General features: G+C 68.6%; 15 protein-coding genes. 5 read left to right on the plus strand and 10 right to left on the minus strand.

All coding sequences use genetic code 11. The annotated features are described in order from the left end of the window. Nucleotides 1-16: 16 nt before the first annotated feature. From AC3A84_RS17685 to apbC, 10 genes are all read right to left on the minus strand, one after another. Nucleotides 17-232: a twin-arginine translocation signal domain-containing protein gene (locus AC3A84_RS17685; protein WP_092938372.1), complete on the minus strand. Its 216-nt coding sequence runs from the start codon at nucleotides 230-232 to the stop codon at nucleotides 17-19. A 140-nt stretch (nucleotides 233-372) separates the two neighbouring features. Further along, nucleotides 373-1,005, minus strand: coding sequence for a TorD/DmsD family molecular chaperone (locus tag AC3A84_RS17690; RefSeq protein ID WP_487971342.1), 633 nt, complete (start codon nucleotides 1,003-1,005; stop codon nucleotides 373-375). Beyond that, nucleotides 1,002-3,062, minus strand: coding sequence for a 4Fe-4S dicluster domain-containing protein (locus AC3A84_RS17695; RefSeq protein ID WP_487971343.1), 2,061 nt, complete (start codon nucleotides 3,060-3,062; stop codon nucleotides 1,002-1,004). Before AC3A84_RS17695 ends, AC3A84_RS17690 begins: the two co-directional genes overlap by 4 nt. Beyond that, nucleotides 3,022-3,723 (minus strand): DUF3306 domain-containing protein, encoded by a 702-nt coding sequence (locus AC3A84_RS17700; RefSeq protein ID WP_487971344.1) that lies wholly within the window; start codon nucleotides 3,721-3,723, stop codon nucleotides 3,022-3,024. Before AC3A84_RS17700 ends, AC3A84_RS17695 begins: the two co-directional genes overlap by 41 nt. After that, nucleotides 3,716-4,285, minus strand: a complete 570-nt coding sequence (locus AC3A84_RS17705; RefSeq protein ID WP_487971345.1) for a DUF3305 domain-containing protein — start codon at nucleotides 4,283-4,285, stop codon at nucleotides 3,716-3,718. Before AC3A84_RS17705 ends, AC3A84_RS17700 begins: the two co-directional genes overlap by 8 nt. 114 nt (nucleotides 4,286-4,399) lie before the next feature. Continuing rightward, entirely contained in the window at nucleotides 4,400-5,245 is an 846-nt protein-coding gene (fdhD, locus tag AC3A84_RS17710; RefSeq protein ID WP_487971492.1) for a formate dehydrogenase accessory sulfurtransferase FdhD, read from the minus strand. Nucleotides 5,246-5,586: 341 nt separating this feature from the next. Next, a complete protein-coding gene (locus AC3A84_RS17715; RefSeq protein ID WP_487971346.1) occupies nucleotides 5,587-7,908 on the minus strand; it encodes an FdhF/YdeP family oxidoreductase in 2,322 nt (773 codons plus the stop codon). Nucleotides 7,909-8,017: 109 nt separating this feature from the next. After that, nucleotides 8,018-9,694, minus strand: coding sequence for an OFA family MFS transporter (locus AC3A84_RS17720; protein WP_487971347.1), 1,677 nt, complete (start codon nucleotides 9,692-9,694; stop codon nucleotides 8,018-8,020). 329 nt (nucleotides 9,695-10,023) lie between these two features. After that, nucleotides 10,024-10,977, minus strand: a complete 954-nt coding sequence (locus tag AC3A84_RS17725) for a LysR family transcriptional regulator (protein WP_487971348.1) — start codon at nucleotides 10,975-10,977, stop codon at nucleotides 10,024-10,026. 68 nt (nucleotides 10,978-11,045) lie between these two features. Beyond that, on the minus strand, nucleotides 11,046-12,137 hold the full coding sequence (gene apbC / locus AC3A84_RS17730) for an iron-sulfur cluster carrier protein ApbC (RefSeq protein WP_487971349.1): 1,092 nt from the start codon (nucleotides 12,135-12,137) through the stop codon (nucleotides 11,046-11,048). 125 nt (nucleotides 12,138-12,262) lie between these two features. On the opposite strand from apbC, the gene AC3A84_RS17735 reads away from it, so the two are divergent. The 5 genes from AC3A84_RS17735 (at nucleotide 12,263) to AC3A84_RS17755 (ending at nucleotide 18,477) form a co-directional block, all read left to right on the plus strand. Next, entirely contained in the window at nucleotides 12,263-12,835 is a 573-nt protein-coding gene (locus AC3A84_RS17735) for a restriction endonuclease (RefSeq protein WP_487971493.1), read from the plus strand. 16 nt (nucleotides 12,836-12,851) lie between these two features. After that, nucleotides 12,852-14,102 carry a patatin-like phospholipase family protein gene (locus AC3A84_RS17740; protein ID WP_487971350.1) on the plus strand — a complete coding sequence of 417 codons (1,251 nt, stop codon included), beginning with the start codon at nucleotides 12,852-12,854 and terminating at the stop codon, nucleotides 14,100-14,102. A gap of 74 nt (nucleotides 14,103-14,176) precedes the next feature. Continuing rightward, the gene (poxB, locus tag AC3A84_RS17745; RefSeq protein WP_487971351.1) at nucleotides 14,177-15,928 is read left to right on the plus strand and encodes a ubiquinone-dependent pyruvate dehydrogenase; all 1,752 of its coding nucleotides are present in this window, start codon (nucleotides 14,177-14,179) and stop codon (nucleotides 15,926-15,928) included. Nucleotides 15,929-16,027: 99 nt separating this feature from the next. Continuing rightward, nucleotides 16,028-18,154: a methionine--tRNA ligase gene (gene metG / locus AC3A84_RS17750; RefSeq protein ID WP_487971352.1), complete on the plus strand. Its 2,127-nt coding sequence runs from the start codon at nucleotides 16,028-16,030 to the stop codon at nucleotides 18,152-18,154. Nucleotides 18,155-18,219: 65 nt separating this feature from the next. Further along, nucleotides 18,220-18,477 (plus strand): hypothetical protein, encoded by a 258-nt coding sequence (locus tag AC3A84_RS17755; RefSeq protein WP_487971494.1) that lies wholly within the window; start codon nucleotides 18,220-18,222, stop codon nucleotides 18,475-18,477. The last annotated feature ends 9 nt before the right edge of the window (nucleotides 18,478-18,486 follow it).

The following is an 18,486-nucleotide window of genomic DNA, read 5'->3' on the forward strand; positions in this document are numbered from 1 at the left end:
GGACGCCCCGCTTTCTTCAAAGCCGGGTGGTTTTGTAGTAGTGCTTGACGTGGTCGGAGAGGTGGTAGCCACCGCCCCGCTCAGGCGCGGGACGAGGCTCGGGCGCTGCGGCCGGTGCCGGTTCGATGGCGACCTGGGGCAGCACGGCCACAGTGGCGGCGGCTGCGCCGACGGTGGCTGCGCCGGCGAAGAAGCGGCGGCGCGAAGGGGGGGGAAGCTGGCGTTCCTGCATGTTCTGTCTCCAGGATGGCTCGCGGTAGTTATGCAATGTCTTGCATACAGTCTATGACAATTGGTTGCCTTACCGCAACGACTCCCGACCTGCGCGCTACCCTTTTGCAACGCTGCAAAACGCCGGGCGGCGCATTGGTATTAATCCAGCATGTCGAAGCCTTGCGACTCGACATCCATAAAAGCGGCCGTAAAGCGCGCCAGCGCCGCATGAAAAGCCGCCTGGGGATGAGCGGCCAACACGTCGCAGAGCTTGCCCACCCAGGGAGCCAGTTGCTCCGTAAAGAAGCGGCGCTGCGACTCCAGATGACAAACGCCGCCGTCATCGCCTGCAATCAGATAGCGCATCACTTCGCACAGGTAGGCGATGTGGTCCTCGGTCTCAGGCATGGCGTCGTCGCGACCGAGGCCCAGGCGGGACAGTTCGGCGCGCAGCCGCGCCAGGGGCTTTTCATTGAGGAAGCCGCTCAGGTAGTGCGATGCATAGAGGTACACCTCGGGCTTTCCCACGCCGCCGAAGAGGCGCTGGTATTCCTGCGCGATCTCGCTGTCGGAAAGAGCGCGCGCCGCGCCCACCAGGCGCTGCCAGGGCTCCTGCAGGAAAGCCCCCTCGGTCGGGGCCTCGGTGGGGGCAACGCGCAGGGCCGCGAGCAGCGCAGCGTCCGCCGGCGCGTAATACAGCTGCGCGAGCAGGCCGTAGATCTCGGCGCGCGCGGTTTCCTCGTCGAGCGCCGAGGCGGTGGGCGGTGCGGTCAGAAAAACAGAGGCACTCACAGCTGGGTCACTTTCGATTCGTTCTGCGCGGAATAGAGGTCGATCACGCGGCAGTCGCCGCACATCTTGAGCCGCTCCAGCGCCTCACCCTGGAACATGGGGTGGCCCGACAGGCGCGAAAGCATGGCCTCGATGGCCTTGAGCGTGCCAAAGGGCTTGCCACAGCGCACGCAACCCCAGGGCTGGGTCTCGTTCAGCACGCGGGGTTGCCCCCGCTCCGGCGACAGCAGCAGCCGAGGCTGCAACGCAATGGCGTCTTCCGGACAGGTGGTGGCGCACAGGCCGCACTGCACGCAGTTCTTCTCGACGAAACGAAGCTGCGGCGCGTTGGGGTTGTCCTGCAGCGCGCTGGCCGGGCAGGCGCTCACGCAGCTCAGGCACAGCGTGCAGCGGTCCTTGTCCACCAGCACCTGACCGAAGGGACTCGCGGCCGGCATTGCGATGGCGTCGGGAAGCTTTGCTGCGGGGGCATGCGCAGCCAGATGGTCGATGGCCAACTCCAGCGTGCCGCGCTTGTCGGGCGCGAGGCCGAACTTCGCAGCCACGGCGGGCCCCTCTGCACGCTGCGCGGACAGCAAACGCAGCGATGCGTCCAGGTCCATCGCCGATGTGGCGCGCACCAGATGCAGGTGCTGGCCGGCATAGCCCAGCCCGTTCAGCAGCGCCTGCGCCACCTCCATCTGTTCCTGCAGTCCCTCCATGTATTGGGGTGCCTCCTCGCCGGTCATCAGCACGGAGATCTGCGTGGCGCCCTGGGCGATGGCACCGAGCCACACGTCCAACCCGAGGCTGGCCGTGTGCCAGACCGCCAAAGGAATGACCTGGGCCGGCACGCCGTGCGCCACCCCCAGCCGCGCGGCACGGCCCAGCTCGTCGATCAGGCGCTGCCCCTTTTCCTGGCTGTGCAGGAGCAGCGTTGGCCGCCGGCCACCGGCTGCCGCATAGGTGGACAGCAGCGTGCGAATCTTCGTTCCCTGATCCTGCGCCGCCGGGTAGGCGAACGACAGCGCGCCGGTCGGGCACACCGTGGTGCAGGCGCCGCAGCCCACGCACAGGTGCGGGTTGACCTGGATCTGCTGACGCGCCTTGTCGCTGCGGATGGCCTCGGCCGAGCAGATGTCCACGCAGGCGTTACAGCCCACTTCCTGATTGCGGCTGTGGGCGCAAAGCTTTTGCCGGTAGGTGAAGAACTTGGGCTTTTCGAATTCGCCGACCAGTTCGCGCAGGCGCATCAGGGTCGCCGCGTCGCGCCCATCCCAGCGGAAATACCCCTGCGGCAGCGCATGCTGCATGAAGGTAGGCGTCGCATCCGCTGCACGCAGGTCCAGCACCAGGTCGAAGCGCTGACTGCGGGCCTCGGCCACGCGGCCGAACTGGATGGCACCGGCGACCTGGCAGGTCTTCACGCAGTCGCGGTGGTCCTTGCAGGCGGCCAGATCGATCTGGTAGTCAAGACCGATCGCGTTCTCGGGGCAGGCCGCCACGCAGGCATTGCAGCGGGTACACAGGTCCAGGTCGATGGGGTTGTCGGTAGCCCATTCGACATCGAAAGCACCCAGCCAGCCGCGCAGCGAAAGCAGGCGCCCGCCCTGCACGGGGTAGCGGCGCTCCTGCGCACCGCCGGCCGCGCCGGGGCCCTGGGTGAAGAGGGTCACCTCCAGCACGTCGCTCAGCAGCGCGGCGGCGCGCTCGGCGGCATCGAGCGGCCCGATGATCAACAGGCGACCGCCGCTGCGGAAGGTGACCGTGGGAACGGGCTCAGGCTCGGGCAGGCGTGCCGCCGCGAGCAGCGCGGCGATCTTGGGCGTGGCGGCCTGCGCGTCGCGGCTCCAGCCACCGGTTTCCCGGATGTTGACGAAGCGCACGGGCGACACGGCACCCTCGGTCTGCTGGCCCAGCTCGACGAACAGGCGCTGCTCCTGCGTGCAGGCGACAACGACGGCATCGCCGCTGCGCACGGCCTGCTGGAAGGCACCGGCCTCGCGCCGGCATAGGGTGGAATGGAGCGTCAGCTCCTCATGTAGCACCGCGCCCAGCGCCCGGGAATCGAGCGGCATGGTCCGGTTGCAGTCGCATATCAGCGTCTTGGACATCGGTGGATCGGCTGGCGCGCGCCAGGTCAGCCACATCGCCGGAGGGCGGTGCGGCCACGTCTGGCGCAGGCTGGCTAGGAATGGCTTTGCATAGGTCGGACTGTGCCACATCCGCCCCATGCGGCGCGTCCGCCGCCCCATCAGCCCCGGCATCGCAGTCGGACTTCGGCGGCAGCGCCGCCTTGCCATCAGGCCCCGCGGCCGGCGGCTCGGGGTCCGTCACCAGTCCCAGGCTGCGCGCGCTCACCATCTGCTGCAACATGTCGGGCGGCAACGGATCGGGGAGGGAGTAGTCCTCGATATACACATCGAGCCCGTCCATGACATTGAAATGCGGGTCGGTGAACAGCTTGCGCATGGCGGCATTGCGCACCTGCGGAGCCACCGACCGGGCGACGAAGGGCGCGAAATCGGACTCCGCGTGCAGCGCCTGCACGTCATCGAGAGTAGGCGCGGGAACAGCAGCTGGCGGTGCGGGTGCGGGCACCGGCTGTTCAGCAGCAGGCGCAGGAGCCACCCGATCACGGACCTCGCTGCCCGCGACGTCCGGCAGCGGCTGGCCGGTCTCGCGCGTCTGCTGCTTGCGGCGGGACCAGCGGCTGAAGAAACCGTCCGCCTCAGCCATGGGACTCTCCCGCGCCACCGCCGCCCCCGCGCCTCCCCTTGTCGGTGGAGACAGACGCGGGATTGCCGAAGCGGTCGGTCAATGGCTTGAAACTGTCGGGCCTGCGGCGGCGCTTGGGCTCGGGCGCGTAGTGAACGTCGACGAAGGCCTGTGCCCACTCCCGGATCGACTCCGGGGCCGGAACCTGGTCCACGTTTTCCTGCGCGTCCAGCCAGCGGCCGGCATCGTGGTAGCTGAGGCTCACGTCCACAGGCCGCGCCAGCTCGAGGCCGTCCGCGCCCGGGCCTTCGTCCAGCCGCCAGTGCACGAACCAGCAGGGAGCGGGCGACGTGAGATTAAGGTGGTAGCCCTCGGCATCGTCACGGAAAAGTTCCACCTGCAGACCGGGGAACAGCCAGCGCTGCTCCTGCGCGTCTTCGCGCAGCAGGCGCGGCGCCATGCCGAAGGCGGGTTCGGCGGGCACTACATCTTCCAGCGTCCAGCGCCAGGGCTGCCAGCGGTTATCGAGAAGTTCGCGCCGCATGATGACGGCGACGTCGAGGGTGGGACGGGCGGCAAGCATGCAGCGAATGTACCCGGCACGGCCGCCGCGCGGACGGCCACCCGGTCATTCCCCCTCGCGCCTGCGCGGCGGTCACCCGGAGCGCAGGGCCGCCCCTGCGCCGATCTGGTCCGCTCAGCGCGGCGACAGGGCCCCGGGCGCATAGAGCACGCCGCGCGGGGCGCGGCACAGCCCCCAGAGGCGCAGGCCGGCCAGCGCCGCCACCTGCACGCCCGTGGCCGTGGGCGCGGAGATGGTGGCCAGCGCACTCAGTCCCACACGGGCGCATTTGCGCACCAGCTCGTGGCTGCCGCGGCTGCTCATCAGGACGAAGCCGGGCTCGTCCAGCCGGCCGGCGCGCGCCAGGCGGCCGATGAGCTTGTCCAGCGCGTTGTGCCGGCCCACGTCTTCGCAGACGGCGGTCAGTTGCCCGTCGAGGCCGGCCCAGGCGGCGGCATGCAGCGCGCCCGCCTGTGCGTTGTGCACTTGCCGGGCGCCCAGCTGCGAGAAGGCCTGCAGCACCAGGGCCAGGTCCACCCGCTCGATCCAGTCGCGCGCCGGCAGGCGCTCGGGCGCCAGGTCGAGCGCGACGAAGCTTTCCACGCCGCACACGCCGCAGCCGGTACGCCCGGCCATGCTGCGCCGCCGGTGGCGCAAGCGCTCGAAGCAGCGCGGGGAGATCTCCAGATGCACCTCGACGCCCGGAACGCCCGGCGGCAGCTGGGCCACCGAACTCTCTGCGGCGTGCACGCTGATGCCGCGGCAGTCCTCGGCGCGGTCGAGGATGCCCTCGCTCAGCGCGAAGCCCAGAGCGAAATCGTCCAGCGCTTCAGGGGTGGCCATCATCACCGCATGCGAAATGCCATTGAACACCAGGGCGATCGGGATCTCGGTGGCGAGGATGTCGTCGCGCTCCACGCCCTCGGGCGGCAGGCCGGCTTCGCCGAACAAACGCACAGTGTGGCGAGCCAGCGGCGCCAGCGAGGGCGCGGCATCGGCGTTGGCATTGGCAGCGGGCTGGAGAACCTCACCGGCCGCTTCTGCGACCTGCCCCTCAACGAAGGCGCGGCCCGCCCCGGTGAGCCGGGCCGTCCAGCGGCCGCCCTCCTCGCGCACCTGCACCCAGCCGGGGCCGGGCATGCCGCCGATCACCGCGTCGCCCATCAGGCTGAGCTGGCGCATGAGCACGCTGACGCCCTGCCCGAGCCGTTTGCCGAGACGGGGCAGCGACACGGCAGCGCCGCCACCCTCTTCGGCCAGGGCCTGCAGAAGGGCCCAGGCCAGGGGTGAGACAGCCACCCGGGCCTGCGATGGCTGTTCGCTCACGCAGCAGCGCCCCGCGCCTCGGCCAACGGTGCCGCTTGCACGTGGGGCTCCAGGATCACGGGAATGGACTTGGAGGTGGGCGTGCCCGCCGCCTCGGCCACGGCCGAGAGCGGCACCAGCGGATTGGTCTCGGGGTAGTAGGCCGCGAGGTTGCCGCGCGGGATGTCGTAGGCCACCAGCTTGAAGCGGTCGGCGCGGCGCTCCTGCCCGTCGGACCACACGGTCTGGATATCGACCCAGTCGCCGTCCTTCATCCCCAGCTGGCGGATGTCCTCGGGGTGGATGAAGACCACGCGGCGCTGGCCATAGACGCCGCGGTAACGGTCGTCCATGCCGTAGATGGTGGTGTTGTACTGGTCGTGCGATCGCGTGGTGAGCAGCGTGAACACCACGGTGTCCTTCAGGCGCTTGCGCGCCTCGTGCGAAGGCGTATCGAGCGGGACCACGGGCGGAAAGAAGTTGGCCTTGCCGGTGGCCGTGGCCCAGACGCGCTCGCTGGCCGTGTTGCGCAGCCGGAAGCCCCCGGGCTGGGCCACGCGCTGGTTGAAGTTCTTGAAGTCGGGGAAGACCTGCTCGATGAGGTCGCGGATGCGCGAGTAGTCCTCGACCAGGCCCAGCCACTCGATCCTGCTGCGCTCGCCCAGTGTGGCCGCGGCCAGCCGCGCGATGATGGCGGGCTCGGACAACAGGTGCTCGGAGGCGGGCGGATTGATGCCCATGGAGATGTGCACCATGCTCATCGAATCCTCCACCGTCACGCCTTGCGGGCCCGCGCCCTGCACGTCGATCTCGGTGCGGCCCAGGCAGGGGAGGATCAGCGCCTCGCGGCCGTGCACCACGTGGCTGCGGTTGAGCTTGGTGGTCACATGCACCGTCAGGTCGCAGCGGCGCAGCGCCTTCCAGGTCTCGTAGGTGTCGGGAGTCGCCGCGGCGAAGTTGCCGCCCAGCGCGAAAAAGACCTTGCCGCCCCCGTCCCGCATGAGGCGGATGGCTTCCACGGTGTCCACGCCATGGGCGCGCGGCGGCTCGAAGCCGAACACGTCGCGCAGCCGGTTGAGCAGCTCGGCCGGGGGCTTCTCCCAGATGCCCATGGTGCGGTCGCCCTGCACATTGCTGTGGCCGCGCACCGGGCAAGGGCCCGCGCCCTCCCGCCCGATGTTGCCGCGCATCATCAGCAGGCTCACGATGGCCTGAATGGTGTCCACCGCATGCTTGTGCTGGGTGATGCCCATGCCCCAGCAGGCGATGACGCTGCGGGCACCGATATAGACCTCGCCCGCCGCGCGCAGCTGCGCCTCGGTCAGGCCCGACTCCTCTTCCAGCAGCGCCCACGATTCGGCGCGCAGACTCTGGGCCAAAGCCTCGAAGCCGGTGGTGTGCTCGGCGATGAAGGCATGGTCCAGCACGCCACCGGTCATGGCTTCGCGCTCCAGAACATGTTTCATCATGCCCTTGACTGCGGCCATATCGCCGCCCACGCGCAGCTGGAAATAGTGTGTGCTGATGGGCGTGGAGCCCAGCGTGGCCATCTCCAGCTTGTCCTGCGGATCGGCGAAGCGCTCCAGGCCGCGCTCGCGCAGCGGGTTGAAGCTCACGATGCGCGCGCCGCGCTTGTGCGCCTCGCGCAGCTCGCCCAGCATGCGCGGGTGGTTGGTGCCCGGGTTCTGGCCGAAGATGAAGATCGCATCGGTACGCTCGAAATCGTTCAGCGTCACCGTGCCTTTGCCCACGCCGATCTGAGGGCGCATGCCGCTGCCGCTGGGCTCGTGGCACATGTTCGAGCAGTCGGGGAAGTTGTTGGTGCCGTACTGGCGCACGAACAGCTGATAGAGAAAGGCGGCCTCGTTGCTGGCCCGCCCCGAGGTGTAGAAGATCGCCTGGTTGGGATCGGGCAGCGCGTTCAGGTGGCGAGCGATGAGCGAGAAGGCGTCGTCCCACGCGATAGGGCGGTAGCGGTCGCTGGCCGCGTCATAGACCATGGGGTGGGTCAGGCGCCCCTGGTCTTCGAGCCAGAAGTCGCTCTGCTCAGCGAGCTCGGCCACGGTGTGGCGCTGGAACAGTTCCGGGCCGGCGCGGCGCGCAGTAGCCTCGGCGGCGACGGCCTTGACGCCGTTCTCGCAGAACTCGAAGGTAGAGGCGTGGTCGCGGTCGGGCCAGGCGCAGCCCGGGCAGTCAAAGCCGTCGGGCTGGTTGGCCGACAGCAGCGTCTTGGCTCCCTTGAGGGGAATATCCTGCCGCAGCAGTGTGTTCTTCACGCTGTTGAGCGCCCCCCAGCCGCCCGCAGGCCCTGTGTAGAACTCGATCTTTTCCTGTTTCATCATGATCTCCGAGGGGTGAACCTACTGCCGCGCCCTACGGGCCGGTGACAGTGGGGACCGGCTGGCCGTGTCAGCGCGGAGGGCGCCCACCTCCTCCGTGCAGCCGGTCTTACTGGAAGAACTTCGCAGCGCTGACCAGGGTCTTGTAGACACCCCAGGCCAGCGGCAGCCCCACGGCCAGCCAGGCGAAAGCCACCAGCGCCGGGCTGGTAGTGCCGCCGGCCCCGCTGCCGATGCCGACTTCGGCCGCCACGCTCTTCTCATGGGCGAGCTTCTTTTCGTGGGCGAGTTCCTCGTCGCTCATGAACCACTTGTCGGCCAGCGGGCGCACCAGCAGGTTGGCGATCAGGCCGATGACCAGCATGCCGACCAAGATGTACATCGTCTGGTTGTAGACCTGATCGCGCGGCAGCCCCAGGCCCAGCTGGTATTCACGCATGTAGTTCACGACCACCGGCCCCAGGATGCCGGCCGTGGCCCACGCCGTGAGCAGGCGGCCATGGATGGCTCCCACGAACTGCGTGCCGAAGAGGTCCGCCAGATAGGCGGGCACCGTGGCGAAGCCGCCGCCGTACATCGACAAAATGACGCAGAAGGCGCCCACGAAGAGCAGCTTGTGGCCGGCAGCGGCCGAGCCGGGGATGCTGAAGTACATGAAGCCGCCCAGCACGAAGAACACCACATAGGTCATCTTGCGGCCGAGCCTGTCGGACAGGCTCGCCCAGACGAAGCGCCCGCCGATATTGAAGAGCGAAAGCAGCGCCGTGAAGCCGCCGGCCACCGCCGCCACGGCCGCCAGCTGGGCCTTGTCGAGTTCGGTGAACTTCAGGGGCAGGCCCACCAGCGCGCCGCCGAACACTTCCTGCAGCATGGGCGATGCCATGCCGATCACGCCAATGCCGGCGCTCACGTTCATGCAGAGCACCAGCCAGATCAACCAGAACTGGGGGATGCCCCAGACGCGCTTCACGTGGACGTGGCGCTGCGTGATCATCGCGTTGACGGTCGGTGCGGGCGGCGTCCAGCCGGCCGGCTTCCAGCCCGATGCGGGCACGCGATAGCCCAGGGCGCCCGCCATCATGAAGACGAAATACACCAGCGCCATGACCACGAAGGTCTGCATCACGCCCACGTCGGTGGGCGTGGAGAAGGAGCGCATCAGCTCCACAGCCAGTGGGGAGCCGATCATCGCGCCTCCGCCGAAGCCCATGATGGCCGTGCCGGTGGCCATGCCGCGCCGGTCGGGGAACCATTTGATGAGCGTGGAGACGGGCGAGATGTAGCCCAGCCCCAGCCCGATGCCGCCGATGACGCCTGAACCGAGGATCATCAGCCAGAACTGGTGCAGATGGATGCCCAGCGCCGAGAGCAGCATGCCGCCGCACCAGCACAGGGCAGACACCACGCCCGCCTTGCGAGGGCCGGCGCGTTCCAGCCAGCCGCCCCAGACCGCTGCGGAGCAGCCCAGAAAAACGAAGAACAGCGTGTACATCCAGCCCAGCGTGGCCACGCGCCAGTCGCAGCCGGTGGCGAACAACTCGGCGAAGAAGCTCATCTCCCTCGGGCAGGCTGCGCCGGTGCCGGCCGTGGCAAGCGCCTTGGACAGCGGCAGCCAGAACACGGAGAACCCATAGGCCATGCCGATGCACAAGTGGATGGCCAGCGCCGCCGGCGGCACCAGCCAACGGTTGAAGCCGGGTCCGGCGATGATGCGTTCCTTGTCCAGAAAGCCTGGAGCGGAGGAGTGACTGGACCCGGCGGCGGTCCCTGCCGATATTGCGGCCATGCGCTGTAACTCCCTATCTAGGCGGGGCCACGGATGCAAGCCCCTCATTGTTTCTAAATTTGACACAGATCAATGCGCCGGGGCGGAGTGTCTGGATGCGCCATGGCGGCGTCAAATGGAATCGATCTATGCAACGATTCAAGGGCTGAATGTATGCAAACGTAAGCATAGGCGGCGATGACCGATGGCAGCCGCTGTGTCCCGCCGATGCCTCTCGGGACAGACGCCACGGAGCAGCCGAACTCCGCAAAGCCTGCGGAGACGATGAGAGGGGTGACCCCCAAATTCCCCACTCGGCTCACCCGCAGCCACAGCGATGTCTCAGTCCCTCACTTCAGCACACCGCTGCTCGCCGCGACCTGCGCACGCCATGGCGGTTCGTCGAGCAACGCGATGGCAGCAGCCAGCGTCCGCGAGGGCCGGGGCCGGCGCTGCGTCATGAAGCCGATCGGCGTCCCGACTTCGGGCGAGATCAAGGGCAGCGCCTCCAGCGAGAGCTCCTCACGCGATGCCGCCACCATCGCCCCGGGCAGGATGCTGCAGACCTCGCCATAGACCACGCTATGCACCAGAGTGAGCACGGAATTGGTCTCGATGGCCGGCTGCGGTTCCACGCCCGCCGTGCGCAGGGCATCATCCACAATGGATCGGTTGAACATGTCGGGGGTGAGCAGGCACAGCGGCATCCGCCCGGCCTCCGACCAGGGCACGGGCGCGCCGATGCGCATGCGTTCGGGCACAGGACCCGTCGCGGTTGCGGCAACACGGCGCAGCAGGTAGTAGCGCTCGGTGCATTGGGGCCAGGAACGCAGCGGAGCGCGCTGCGCCTGCATACGCTCGCTATAGCCCAGGGCCAGGTCCAGCGACAGGTCTTCCAGCCCCCGTTCGAGCTCCTGGGAACTCATGGAGAGCACCACCGGCTGGACGCCCGGATGCCGCTGGCGCAGCAGCACGGCGAAGCGCGACAGCAACGGCATGGCCGTAGGCGTGGCTGCCATGCGCAGGCGGCCCTGGGGCGTACCCTCGGTGCTGCGCAGTTCGCTGCGCAACACGTCGGTATCGCGCAGCATGCGCCGCGCCGCAGCCAGCACTGCCAAGCCCTCGTGCGTGAGCCCGGCGAAAGAACGGTCGCGCTGCACGATGGTCACGCCGAATTCCTTTTCCAGCGCGCGCATCGCGTTCGACAGCGCCGGCTGCGTGATGTGGCAGGACTGCGCCGCCCGCCCGAAGTGGCGGTGCTCGTCGAGCGCGACCAGATAGCGCATGGCGGCCAGCAGGTTCATGGCGGTGCGGTGCAGCCCGGGCGCTTTCCAGGGCTATGGACTGGGAGTGCGCCGGTCTTCCTCTCGGCTCAGGTGTTCTGGCTGATCGAGATCGTGGGGAACTTCGCGGAGAAGTCCTTGGCCTGCATGGCGATCTTCACCGCCACGTCGCGCGCCACCTTCTTGTAGATCTGGGCCACCTCGCCGTCCGGGTCGGCCACCACGGTGGGCTTGCCACTGTCCGCCTGTAGGCGGATGGACATATCCAGCGGCAGCGCGCCCAGGTAATCCATGCCGTATTCGGCGGCCATCTTGCGGCCGCCGTCGGCGCCGAAGATGTGCTCCACATGGCCGCACTGGCTGCACACGTGCGCGGCCATGTTCTCGACAATGCCCAGGATCGGAACGCCCACCTTCTCGAACATCTTGATGCCCTTCTTGGCGTCCAGCAGCGCGATGTCCTGCGGCGTGGTGACGATCACGGCGCCGGTCATGGGCACGCGCTGGGAGAGCGTCAGCTGGATATCTCCGGTGCCGGGAGGCATGTCGATGATGAGGTAGTCCAGATCCTTCCAGTTGGTCTGGCGCAGCAACTGCTCCAGCGCCTGGGTGGCCATGGGGCCGCGCCAGATCATGGCCTCGTCCTGGTCGATCAGGAAGCCGATGGACATCACCTGCACGCCGTGGTTCTCCAGCGGCTCCATGGTCTTTCCGTCCTCGCTCTCGGGGCGGCGGCTGATGCCCAGCATCATGGGCTGGCTGGGGCCATAGATGTCGGCGTCCAGCACGCCCACGCTGGCGCCTTCGGCAGCCAGCGCCAGCGCCAGGTTGGCGGCCGTGGTGCTCTTGCCCACGCCGCCCTTGCCGGATGCCACGGCGATGATGTTCTTGACCTGCGGCAGCAGCTGCACGCCGCGCTGCACCGCGTGAGCCACGACCTTGGTGGCGATCTGCACCGACACGTTCTCCACGCCGGGCACGCCGCGGGCGGCCGCCACCAGCTGGCGGCGCAGTTCGGGCACGAGGCTTTTGGCCGGGTAGCCCAGTTCGACGTCGAAAGCCACGTCGCCGCCGCTGATCTGCACGTTGCGCAGCGCGCGCGTGGAGACGAAATCCTTGCCCGTGTGGGGGTCGCACACCTGTGCGAGGGCCGCCAAGAGGCCCTGTTCTGTGACTGCCATGCTGTTCTTCACTCCTGTGGGTCGGGTAGTCTATCGAAGGCCTGCGCCCCTGCCGGGCTGCGGGACAATCCCGCCCAGAATCCCCAACCACCGCCTGCCAGCGAAGAACGCCCGTGACACTCAAGATGGCCCCCAACTCCCTGTTCGCAATCCTGCTGCGCTCGCCGTGGTGGATCAGCTTCGCGGCCGCCGCCGGCATCGCGCTGCTGTGCGGAGCGCTGCTGCCCTCGCATGTGGCGCCCTATGCGGCCGTGGGCGTGCTGCCGCTGGTCATCGTGGGCGGCATGGCCGCCTGGCGGCAGTGGCAAGCACCCAGCGCGGCGCGGGTGGAAGCTGTGCTCGCCGCCGCTGCCTCCATGCCCTGGCGCGACTTCTGCGCCGCACTGGAACGCGCCTGGCAGGCCGAAGGGCATACCGTGCAGCGCCTCAATGGCCAGCCGGCCGACCTGCGCCTGGAGCGTGGCGGCCAGACGCTGCTGGTCAGCGCCCGCCGCTGGAAGGCCGCCACCCACGGCGCCGAGCCGCTGCGCGAGCTGCACGCCGCCGTGCAGGCACAGCAGGCATCCGCCGGCGTGTATATCGCACTGCAGGGCCAGGTGAGCGAGAACGCGCGCGATTTCGCACGCAGCCACGGTCTGGTGCTGATGGAAGCGGATGCGCTTGCAGCGCTGCTATTGAAGGCTCCCGCCGCCTCCTAACCACCCCCATCGCGCCATGCCCGCCCGCACGCCCCCGGCAACGCACCCGGCCCGCGCCACGGCAGGCCTGGTGCTGACCGGCGGCGGCGCCCGCGCCGCCTATCAGGTGGGCGTGCTGGAAGCCCTGTCGGACCTGCGCATCGCCTGCGGCGCTGGGCGCGACCCGAACCCTTTCCCCATCCTCACCGGCACCTCGGCCGGCGCCATCAACGCCGCGGCACTGGCCTGTGGGGCCGACCATTTCGACCGCTCCGTGCGCCGCATCGCCCACGTGTGGCGCCACTTCCACGCTGAACAGGTATACCGCGCCGATTCACTCAGCGTGATGCGCAGCGGCGCGCGCTGGCTCACGCTGCTGTCCATGGGATGGATGCTCACGCGCTGGCGCCGCCTGCGGCCGCGCTCTCTGCTGGACAACGCGCCGCTGGCTGAACTGCTGGACAAGCTCGTCCCGCTGGAACGCCTGCCGCGCCTCATCCGCCAGGGGCACCTGCACGCCCTGGCCGTGACGGCCTCCAGCTACAGCTCTGGCGCACACGTCACCTTCTTCGAGGCCAGGGGCTCGACCCGGCCCTGGGTGCGCTCGCAGCGCAAGGCGGCGGCTGGCCGCATCAGCCGTGCGCACCTGCTGGCCTCCTCCGCCATCCCTTTCGTCTTTCCCGCCACCGCGCTGGAGATGGACGGCCACCCCGAATATTTCGGCGACGGGTCCATGCGCCAGTCGGCGCCGATCGCGCCGGCCATCCACCTGGGGGCGGACCGCATCCTGGTGATCGGCGCGGGCCGCATGCACGAACCCGGCGGCGAAGGCTCGGCCCCCGCCACGCCCGACTACCCTACGCTGGCCCAGGTGGCAGGCCATGCGCTCTCCAACATCTTCCTGGACGCACTCTCGGTTGATGTGGAACGCGCGCTGCGCATCAATCAGACGCTGTCGCTGATACCGCCCGAAGCGCGCGCCCACAGCCCCCTGAGGCCGCTCGACCTGCTCGTGATCGCCCCCTCGCAGCGACTGGACGCCGTGGCCGCGCGCCATGTGGGCCAGTTGCCGGGCCCCATCCGCACCCTGCTGGGCGCCCTGGGCGTGACCACCAGTGCCGACGACGTGCGCGGTGCGGCCCTGGCGAGCTACCTGCTGTTCGAGGCCGGCTACACCCGCGAACTCATGGCGCTGGGCCGCGCCGATGCGCTGGCCCGGCGTGCCGAGATCTGCGCCTTCTTCGGCTGGAAAGACACGGGCAATGCCGTGCGCGCGCCGGTCCGTTGAAGGCGGCGCCCAGAGAACCAAGGGTTAACCCTGATCTCAAAGCACTACATCGCCACCAAGAGGAGTTAGCAGTCATGGGTATCTTTGGTTCTCGGAAAGCCAAGTCCGTCGCCGACCTGCTGGTCGAAACCCTGGCGGATGCGGGCGTGCAGCGCATCTGGGGCGTGACCGGCGACAGCCTCAATGCCGTCAACGACAGCCTGCGGCGCCATGGCGGCATCGAATGGATGCATGTGCGCCATGAAGAGGCCGGCGCCTTCGCCGCCGGGGCCGAGGCCCAGATCACGGGCCAGCTGGCCGTCTGCGCCGGAAGTTGCGGGCCGGGCAACCTGCACCTCATCAACGGCCTGTACGACTGCCAGCGCAACCACCAGCCGGTGCTGGCCATCGCCAGCCACATCCCCAGCAGCGAGATCGGTCTGGGCTATTTTCAGGAAACCCACCCCACCGAACTATTCCGCGAATGCAGCCATTTCTGCGAGATGGTGCAGCACCCCGACCAGCTCCCGGAACTGCTGCACCGGGCGCTGCGCACGGCCATCGGCCAGCGCGGCGTGGCCGTGCTGGTGATCCCGGGCGACGTCTGCACGCTCGATGCGCCCGAAGGCGCGCGGCCCCACTTCGCGCCACCGGCGCCCGCGCGCATGCTGCCCGACCCGCAGGCTCTCGCCGATCTGGCGGCCCTGCTCAACGGCTCCAAGGCGGTGACCATCCTCGCAGGCGCCGGCACCCAGGGCGCGCATGACGAGGTGGTGGCGCTTGCCGAGGCCCTGGCCGCTCCCATCGTCCATGCGTTCCGCGGCAAGGAATTCATGGAGTGGAACAACCCCTACGACGTGGGCATGACCGGCTTGATTGGTTTCTCGTCCGGCTACCACGCCATGCGGGAATGCGACGCGCTGCTGATGCTGGGCACCGACTTCCCCTACCGCAATTTCTACCCGGAAGACGCCGCCATCGTGCAGATCGACCGCGACCCCGGCGCTCTGGGCCGGCGCGCGCAGCTGCGCCTGGGCCTGGTGGCCGAGGTGCGCGAAGCCGCCACCCTGCTGGCGCCGCTCATCCAAGCGGGGCGCGACACCACCTTCCTGGAAAAAGCCCGAGAGCACTACCGGACCGCCCGCAAGGACCTGGATGCGCTGGCCTCGCCGCGCAGCGGCGACCAGCCGCTGCACCCGCAGTTCGTCGCCGCCACGCTGGACCGGCTGGCAGCCGACGACGCGGTGTTCACCTTCGACGTCGGCACGCCCGCCATCTGGGCCGCGCGCTACCTGCGCATGAACGGCCAGCGCCGGCTGATCGGCTCCTTCAACCACGGCTCCATGGCCAACGCCATGCCGCAGGCGCTGGGCGCGCAGGCCGCCCAGCCGGGCCGCCAGGTGGTCTCGCTTTCGGGCGACGGGGGCCTGGCCATGTTGATGGGCGACATGCTCACGGCGGTGCAAATGAAGCTGCCCATCAAGATCGTGCTCATCAACAACGGCGTGCTCGGCTTCGTGCAGATGGAGCAGAAGGCCTCGGGCTTCCTCGATACGAATGTGTCGCTGCAGAACCCCGACTTCAGCGCCATCGCGGGCGGCATGGGTTTCCTGGGCCTGCGCGTCACCCGCTCGGACGCGCTGGAGGCGGCGCTCGCCCAGGCGCTGGCGCACGAGGGCCCGGCGCTGGTCGATGTGGCGGTCGATCCCATGGAGCTATCGCTGCCGCCCAAGATCAAGGCCGAGCAGGTCAAGGGCTTTAGCCTCTATGCGGCGCGGGCGGTGATGAACGGCCGCGGCGACGAACTGATCGAACTGACCCAGACCAACCTGCTGCGCCGCCGGTAGGTGGCCCGAGTCCGGGCCGGGTCTTAAAATCGCGCGTTCCGCCCGGCCGGCCCTTCGGCCCAGGCGACGACACGACGCTCCCCAGAAAGCCAGCCCCTGATGTCTGCACGCCACCTCTTCGTCACCACCGCCCTGCCCTACGCCAACGGCAACTTCCACATCGGCCACATCATGGAATACATCCAGGCCGACATCTGGGTGCGATTCCAGCGCATGCGGGGCCATGCGGTGAACTTCGTGGGCGCCGACGACACGCATGGTGCACCGATCATGATCGCCGCCGAAAAGGCCGGCAAGACGCCGCAGCAGTTCGTGGCCGACATCGCTGCCGGCCGCAAGCAGTACCTGGACGGCTTCCACATCAGCTTCGACAACTGGCACAGCACCGACGCGCCGGAAAACCACGAGCTGGCGCGCCAGATCTATCGTGACCTGCGCGACGTGGCGGCCGACCAGGGCGGCAGCCTGATCGAGGTGCGCACCATCGAACAGTTCTTCGACCCCGAGAAGAACATGTTCCTGCCCGACCGCTACATCAAGGGCGAATGCCCCAAGTGCCACGCCAAGGACCAGTACGGCGACAACTGCGAGGTCTGCGGCTCCGTCTATGCGCCCACCGACCTGATCGAGCCCTTCTCGGCACTCTCGGGCGCCAAGCCTGAACTGAAGACATCGGAGCACTTCTTCTTCAAGCTTTCCGACCCGCGCTGCGTGCAGTTCCTGGAACGCTGGACGCAGGACGGCAAGCTGCAGCCCGAAGTCGCCAACAAGATCCGCGAATGGTTCACCGTGCGCACCAACCCGGACGGCACCACCAGCGAAGGCCTGGGCGACTGGGACATCAGCCGCGACGCGCCCTACTTCGGCATCGAGATCCCCGATGCGCCGGGCAAGTACTTCTACGTCTGGCTGGACGCGCCCGTGGGCTACCTGGCCTCGCTCAAGAACTGGTTCGACAAGGGAGGCCCCAAGGAAAAGCACGGCGACACGCGCAGCTTCGACGAATACATGGCGGCGCCCGACACCGAGCAGTACCACTTCATCGGCAAGGACATCGTCACCTTCCACACGCTGTTCTGGCCCGCGATGCTGCACTTCTCGGGCCGAAAGACGCCCGACAACGTGTTCGTCCACGGCTTCCTCACCGTCAACAACGGGGAGAAGATGAGCAAGAGCCGCGGCACCGGCCTGGACCCGCTCAAGTACCTGCGCCTGGGCATGAACGCCGAATGGCTGCGCTACTACCTGGCCGCCAAGCTCAGCGCCCGCAACGAAGACATCGACTTCAACGCCGAAGACTTCATGCTGCGCGTCAACAGCGACCTGATCGGCAAGTACGTCAACATCGCCAGCCGGGCCGCGGGCTTCCTGACCAAGCGCTTCGAAGGCCAGCTCACCAGCGACTTCGGACCCGCCGGCAGCGCGCTGCTGGCCGAAGTGCGCAGCGCAGGCGACGCCCTGGCGCAGATGTACGAGGCCCGGGAATACGGCCGCGCCACGCGCGAGATCATGCTGCTGGCCGACAAGGTCAACGCCTACGTCGATCAGAACAAGCCCTGGGACCTCGCCAAGGACCCGGCCAACAACCAGGCGCTGCACCAGGTGTGCTCCGTGCTCGTCAACGCCTTCGCCGCGCTCACGCGCTACCTGTCGCCGGTGCTGCCCGGCCTGGCGCAGGCCGTGGAGGGCTTCGTGGGCCAAAGCATGCAGCAGTGGACCGTGGCCGGCGACGTGCAGTGCATCCAGCCCTACCAACACCTGATGCAGCGCGTGACGCCCGAGCAGCTCGAAGCACTTTTCGAGGCCCCAGCCCAGGCAACGCCTGCGCCAGCCGCTACTGAAACCGTAGCAATCTCGGCCCACCCCGGCGGCGAGGAGATCGCGCCCACGATCACCATCGACGACTTCGCCAAGATCGACCTGCGCATCGCGCTGATCGTGAACTGCGAGCCGGTCGAGGGCTCCACCAAGCTGCTGCGCCTCACGCTGGACGCGGGCGAGGGCCGCCACCGCAACGTCTTCAGCGGCATCGCCAGCGCCTACCAGCCGGCCGACCTGATCGGCAAGCACACGGTGATGGTCGCCAACCTGGCGCCGCGCAAGATGAAGTTCGGCGTCAGCGAAGGCATGGTGCTGGCCGCGAGCCACGGCGACGAAAAGGCCCAGCCCGGCATCTACGTGCTCGAACCCCTGCCTGGCGCCACGCCCGGCATGCGCGTGCGCTGAGCGCGCCCGCACTTCATCGCCCCACCCTTCAGGCACGCCCCATGCGCCCCACTCTTTTGCACCGCATGCGGCACAGCCTGCTCGCCCCGGCCGTGGCCACCACCGCCCTGGCCGGGCTCGCCTCCGGCTGCACGGTGATCACCGTGGCTGGCACGGCGGTGAGCGTCACGGCCAGCGCCGTGGGGCTGGCGGCCGATGCGGCGGTGGGCACGGTCAAGATCGTGGGCAAGGGCGTGGGCATGGCGGCCGATGCGGTCACGGGCGGCAGCTCGGACAACAGCGGCATCCAGGTGCACGAGTCGATCCGGCCGGCGGGCTCCTGAAACACTGAA

The organism is Paracidovorax sp. (assembly GCF_057642795.1).

Coding starts and splice junctions, on each gene's coding strand:
- AC3A84_RS17740 (WP_487971350.1), top strand. CDS start 12,852: ATGCCCGCCCGCACGCCCCCGGCAACGCACCCGGCCCGCGCCACGGCA.
- AC3A84_RS17715 (WP_487971346.1), bottom strand. CDS start 7,908: ATGAAACAGGAAAAGATCGAGTTCTACACAGGGCCTGCGGGCGGCTGG.
- AC3A84_RS17685 (WP_092938372.1), bottom strand. CDS start 232: ATGCAGGAACGCCAGCTTCCCCCCCCTTCGCGCCGCCGCTTCTTCGCC.
- AC3A84_RS17700 (WP_487971344.1), bottom strand. CDS start 3,723: ATGGCTGAGGCGGACGGTTTCTTCAGCCGCTGGTCCCGCCGCAAGCAG.
- AC3A84_RS17755 (WP_487971494.1), top strand. CDS start 18,220: ATGCGGCACAGCCTGCTCGCCCCGGCCGTGGCCACCACCGCCCTGGCC.
- AC3A84_RS17725 (WP_487971348.1), bottom strand. CDS start 10,977: ATGAACCTGCTGGCCGCCATGCGCTATCTGGTCGCGCTCGACGAGCAC.
- apbC (WP_487971349.1), bottom strand. CDS start 12,137: ATGGCAGTCACAGAACAGGGCCTCTTGGCGGCCCTCGCACAGGTGTGC.
- AC3A84_RS17705 (WP_487971345.1), bottom strand. CDS start 4,285: ATGCTTGCCGCCCGTCCCACCCTCGACGTCGCCGTCATCATGCGGCGC.
- AC3A84_RS17735 (WP_487971493.1), top strand. CDS start 12,263: ATGGCCCCCAACTCCCTGTTCGCAATCCTGCTGCGCTCGCCGTGGTGG.
- AC3A84_RS17720 (WP_487971347.1), bottom strand. CDS start 9,694: ATGGCCGCAATATCGGCAGGGACCGCCGCCGGGTCCAGTCACTCCTCC.
- metG (WP_487971352.1), top strand. CDS start 16,028: ATGTCTGCACGCCACCTCTTCGTCACCACCGCCCTGCCCTACGCCAAC.
- poxB (WP_487971351.1), top strand. CDS start 14,177: ATGGGTATCTTTGGTTCTCGGAAAGCCAAGTCCGTCGCCGACCTGCTG.
- AC3A84_RS17695 (WP_487971343.1), bottom strand. CDS start 3,062: ATGCCGCTCGATTCCCGGGCGCTGGGCGCGGTGCTACATGAGGAGCTG.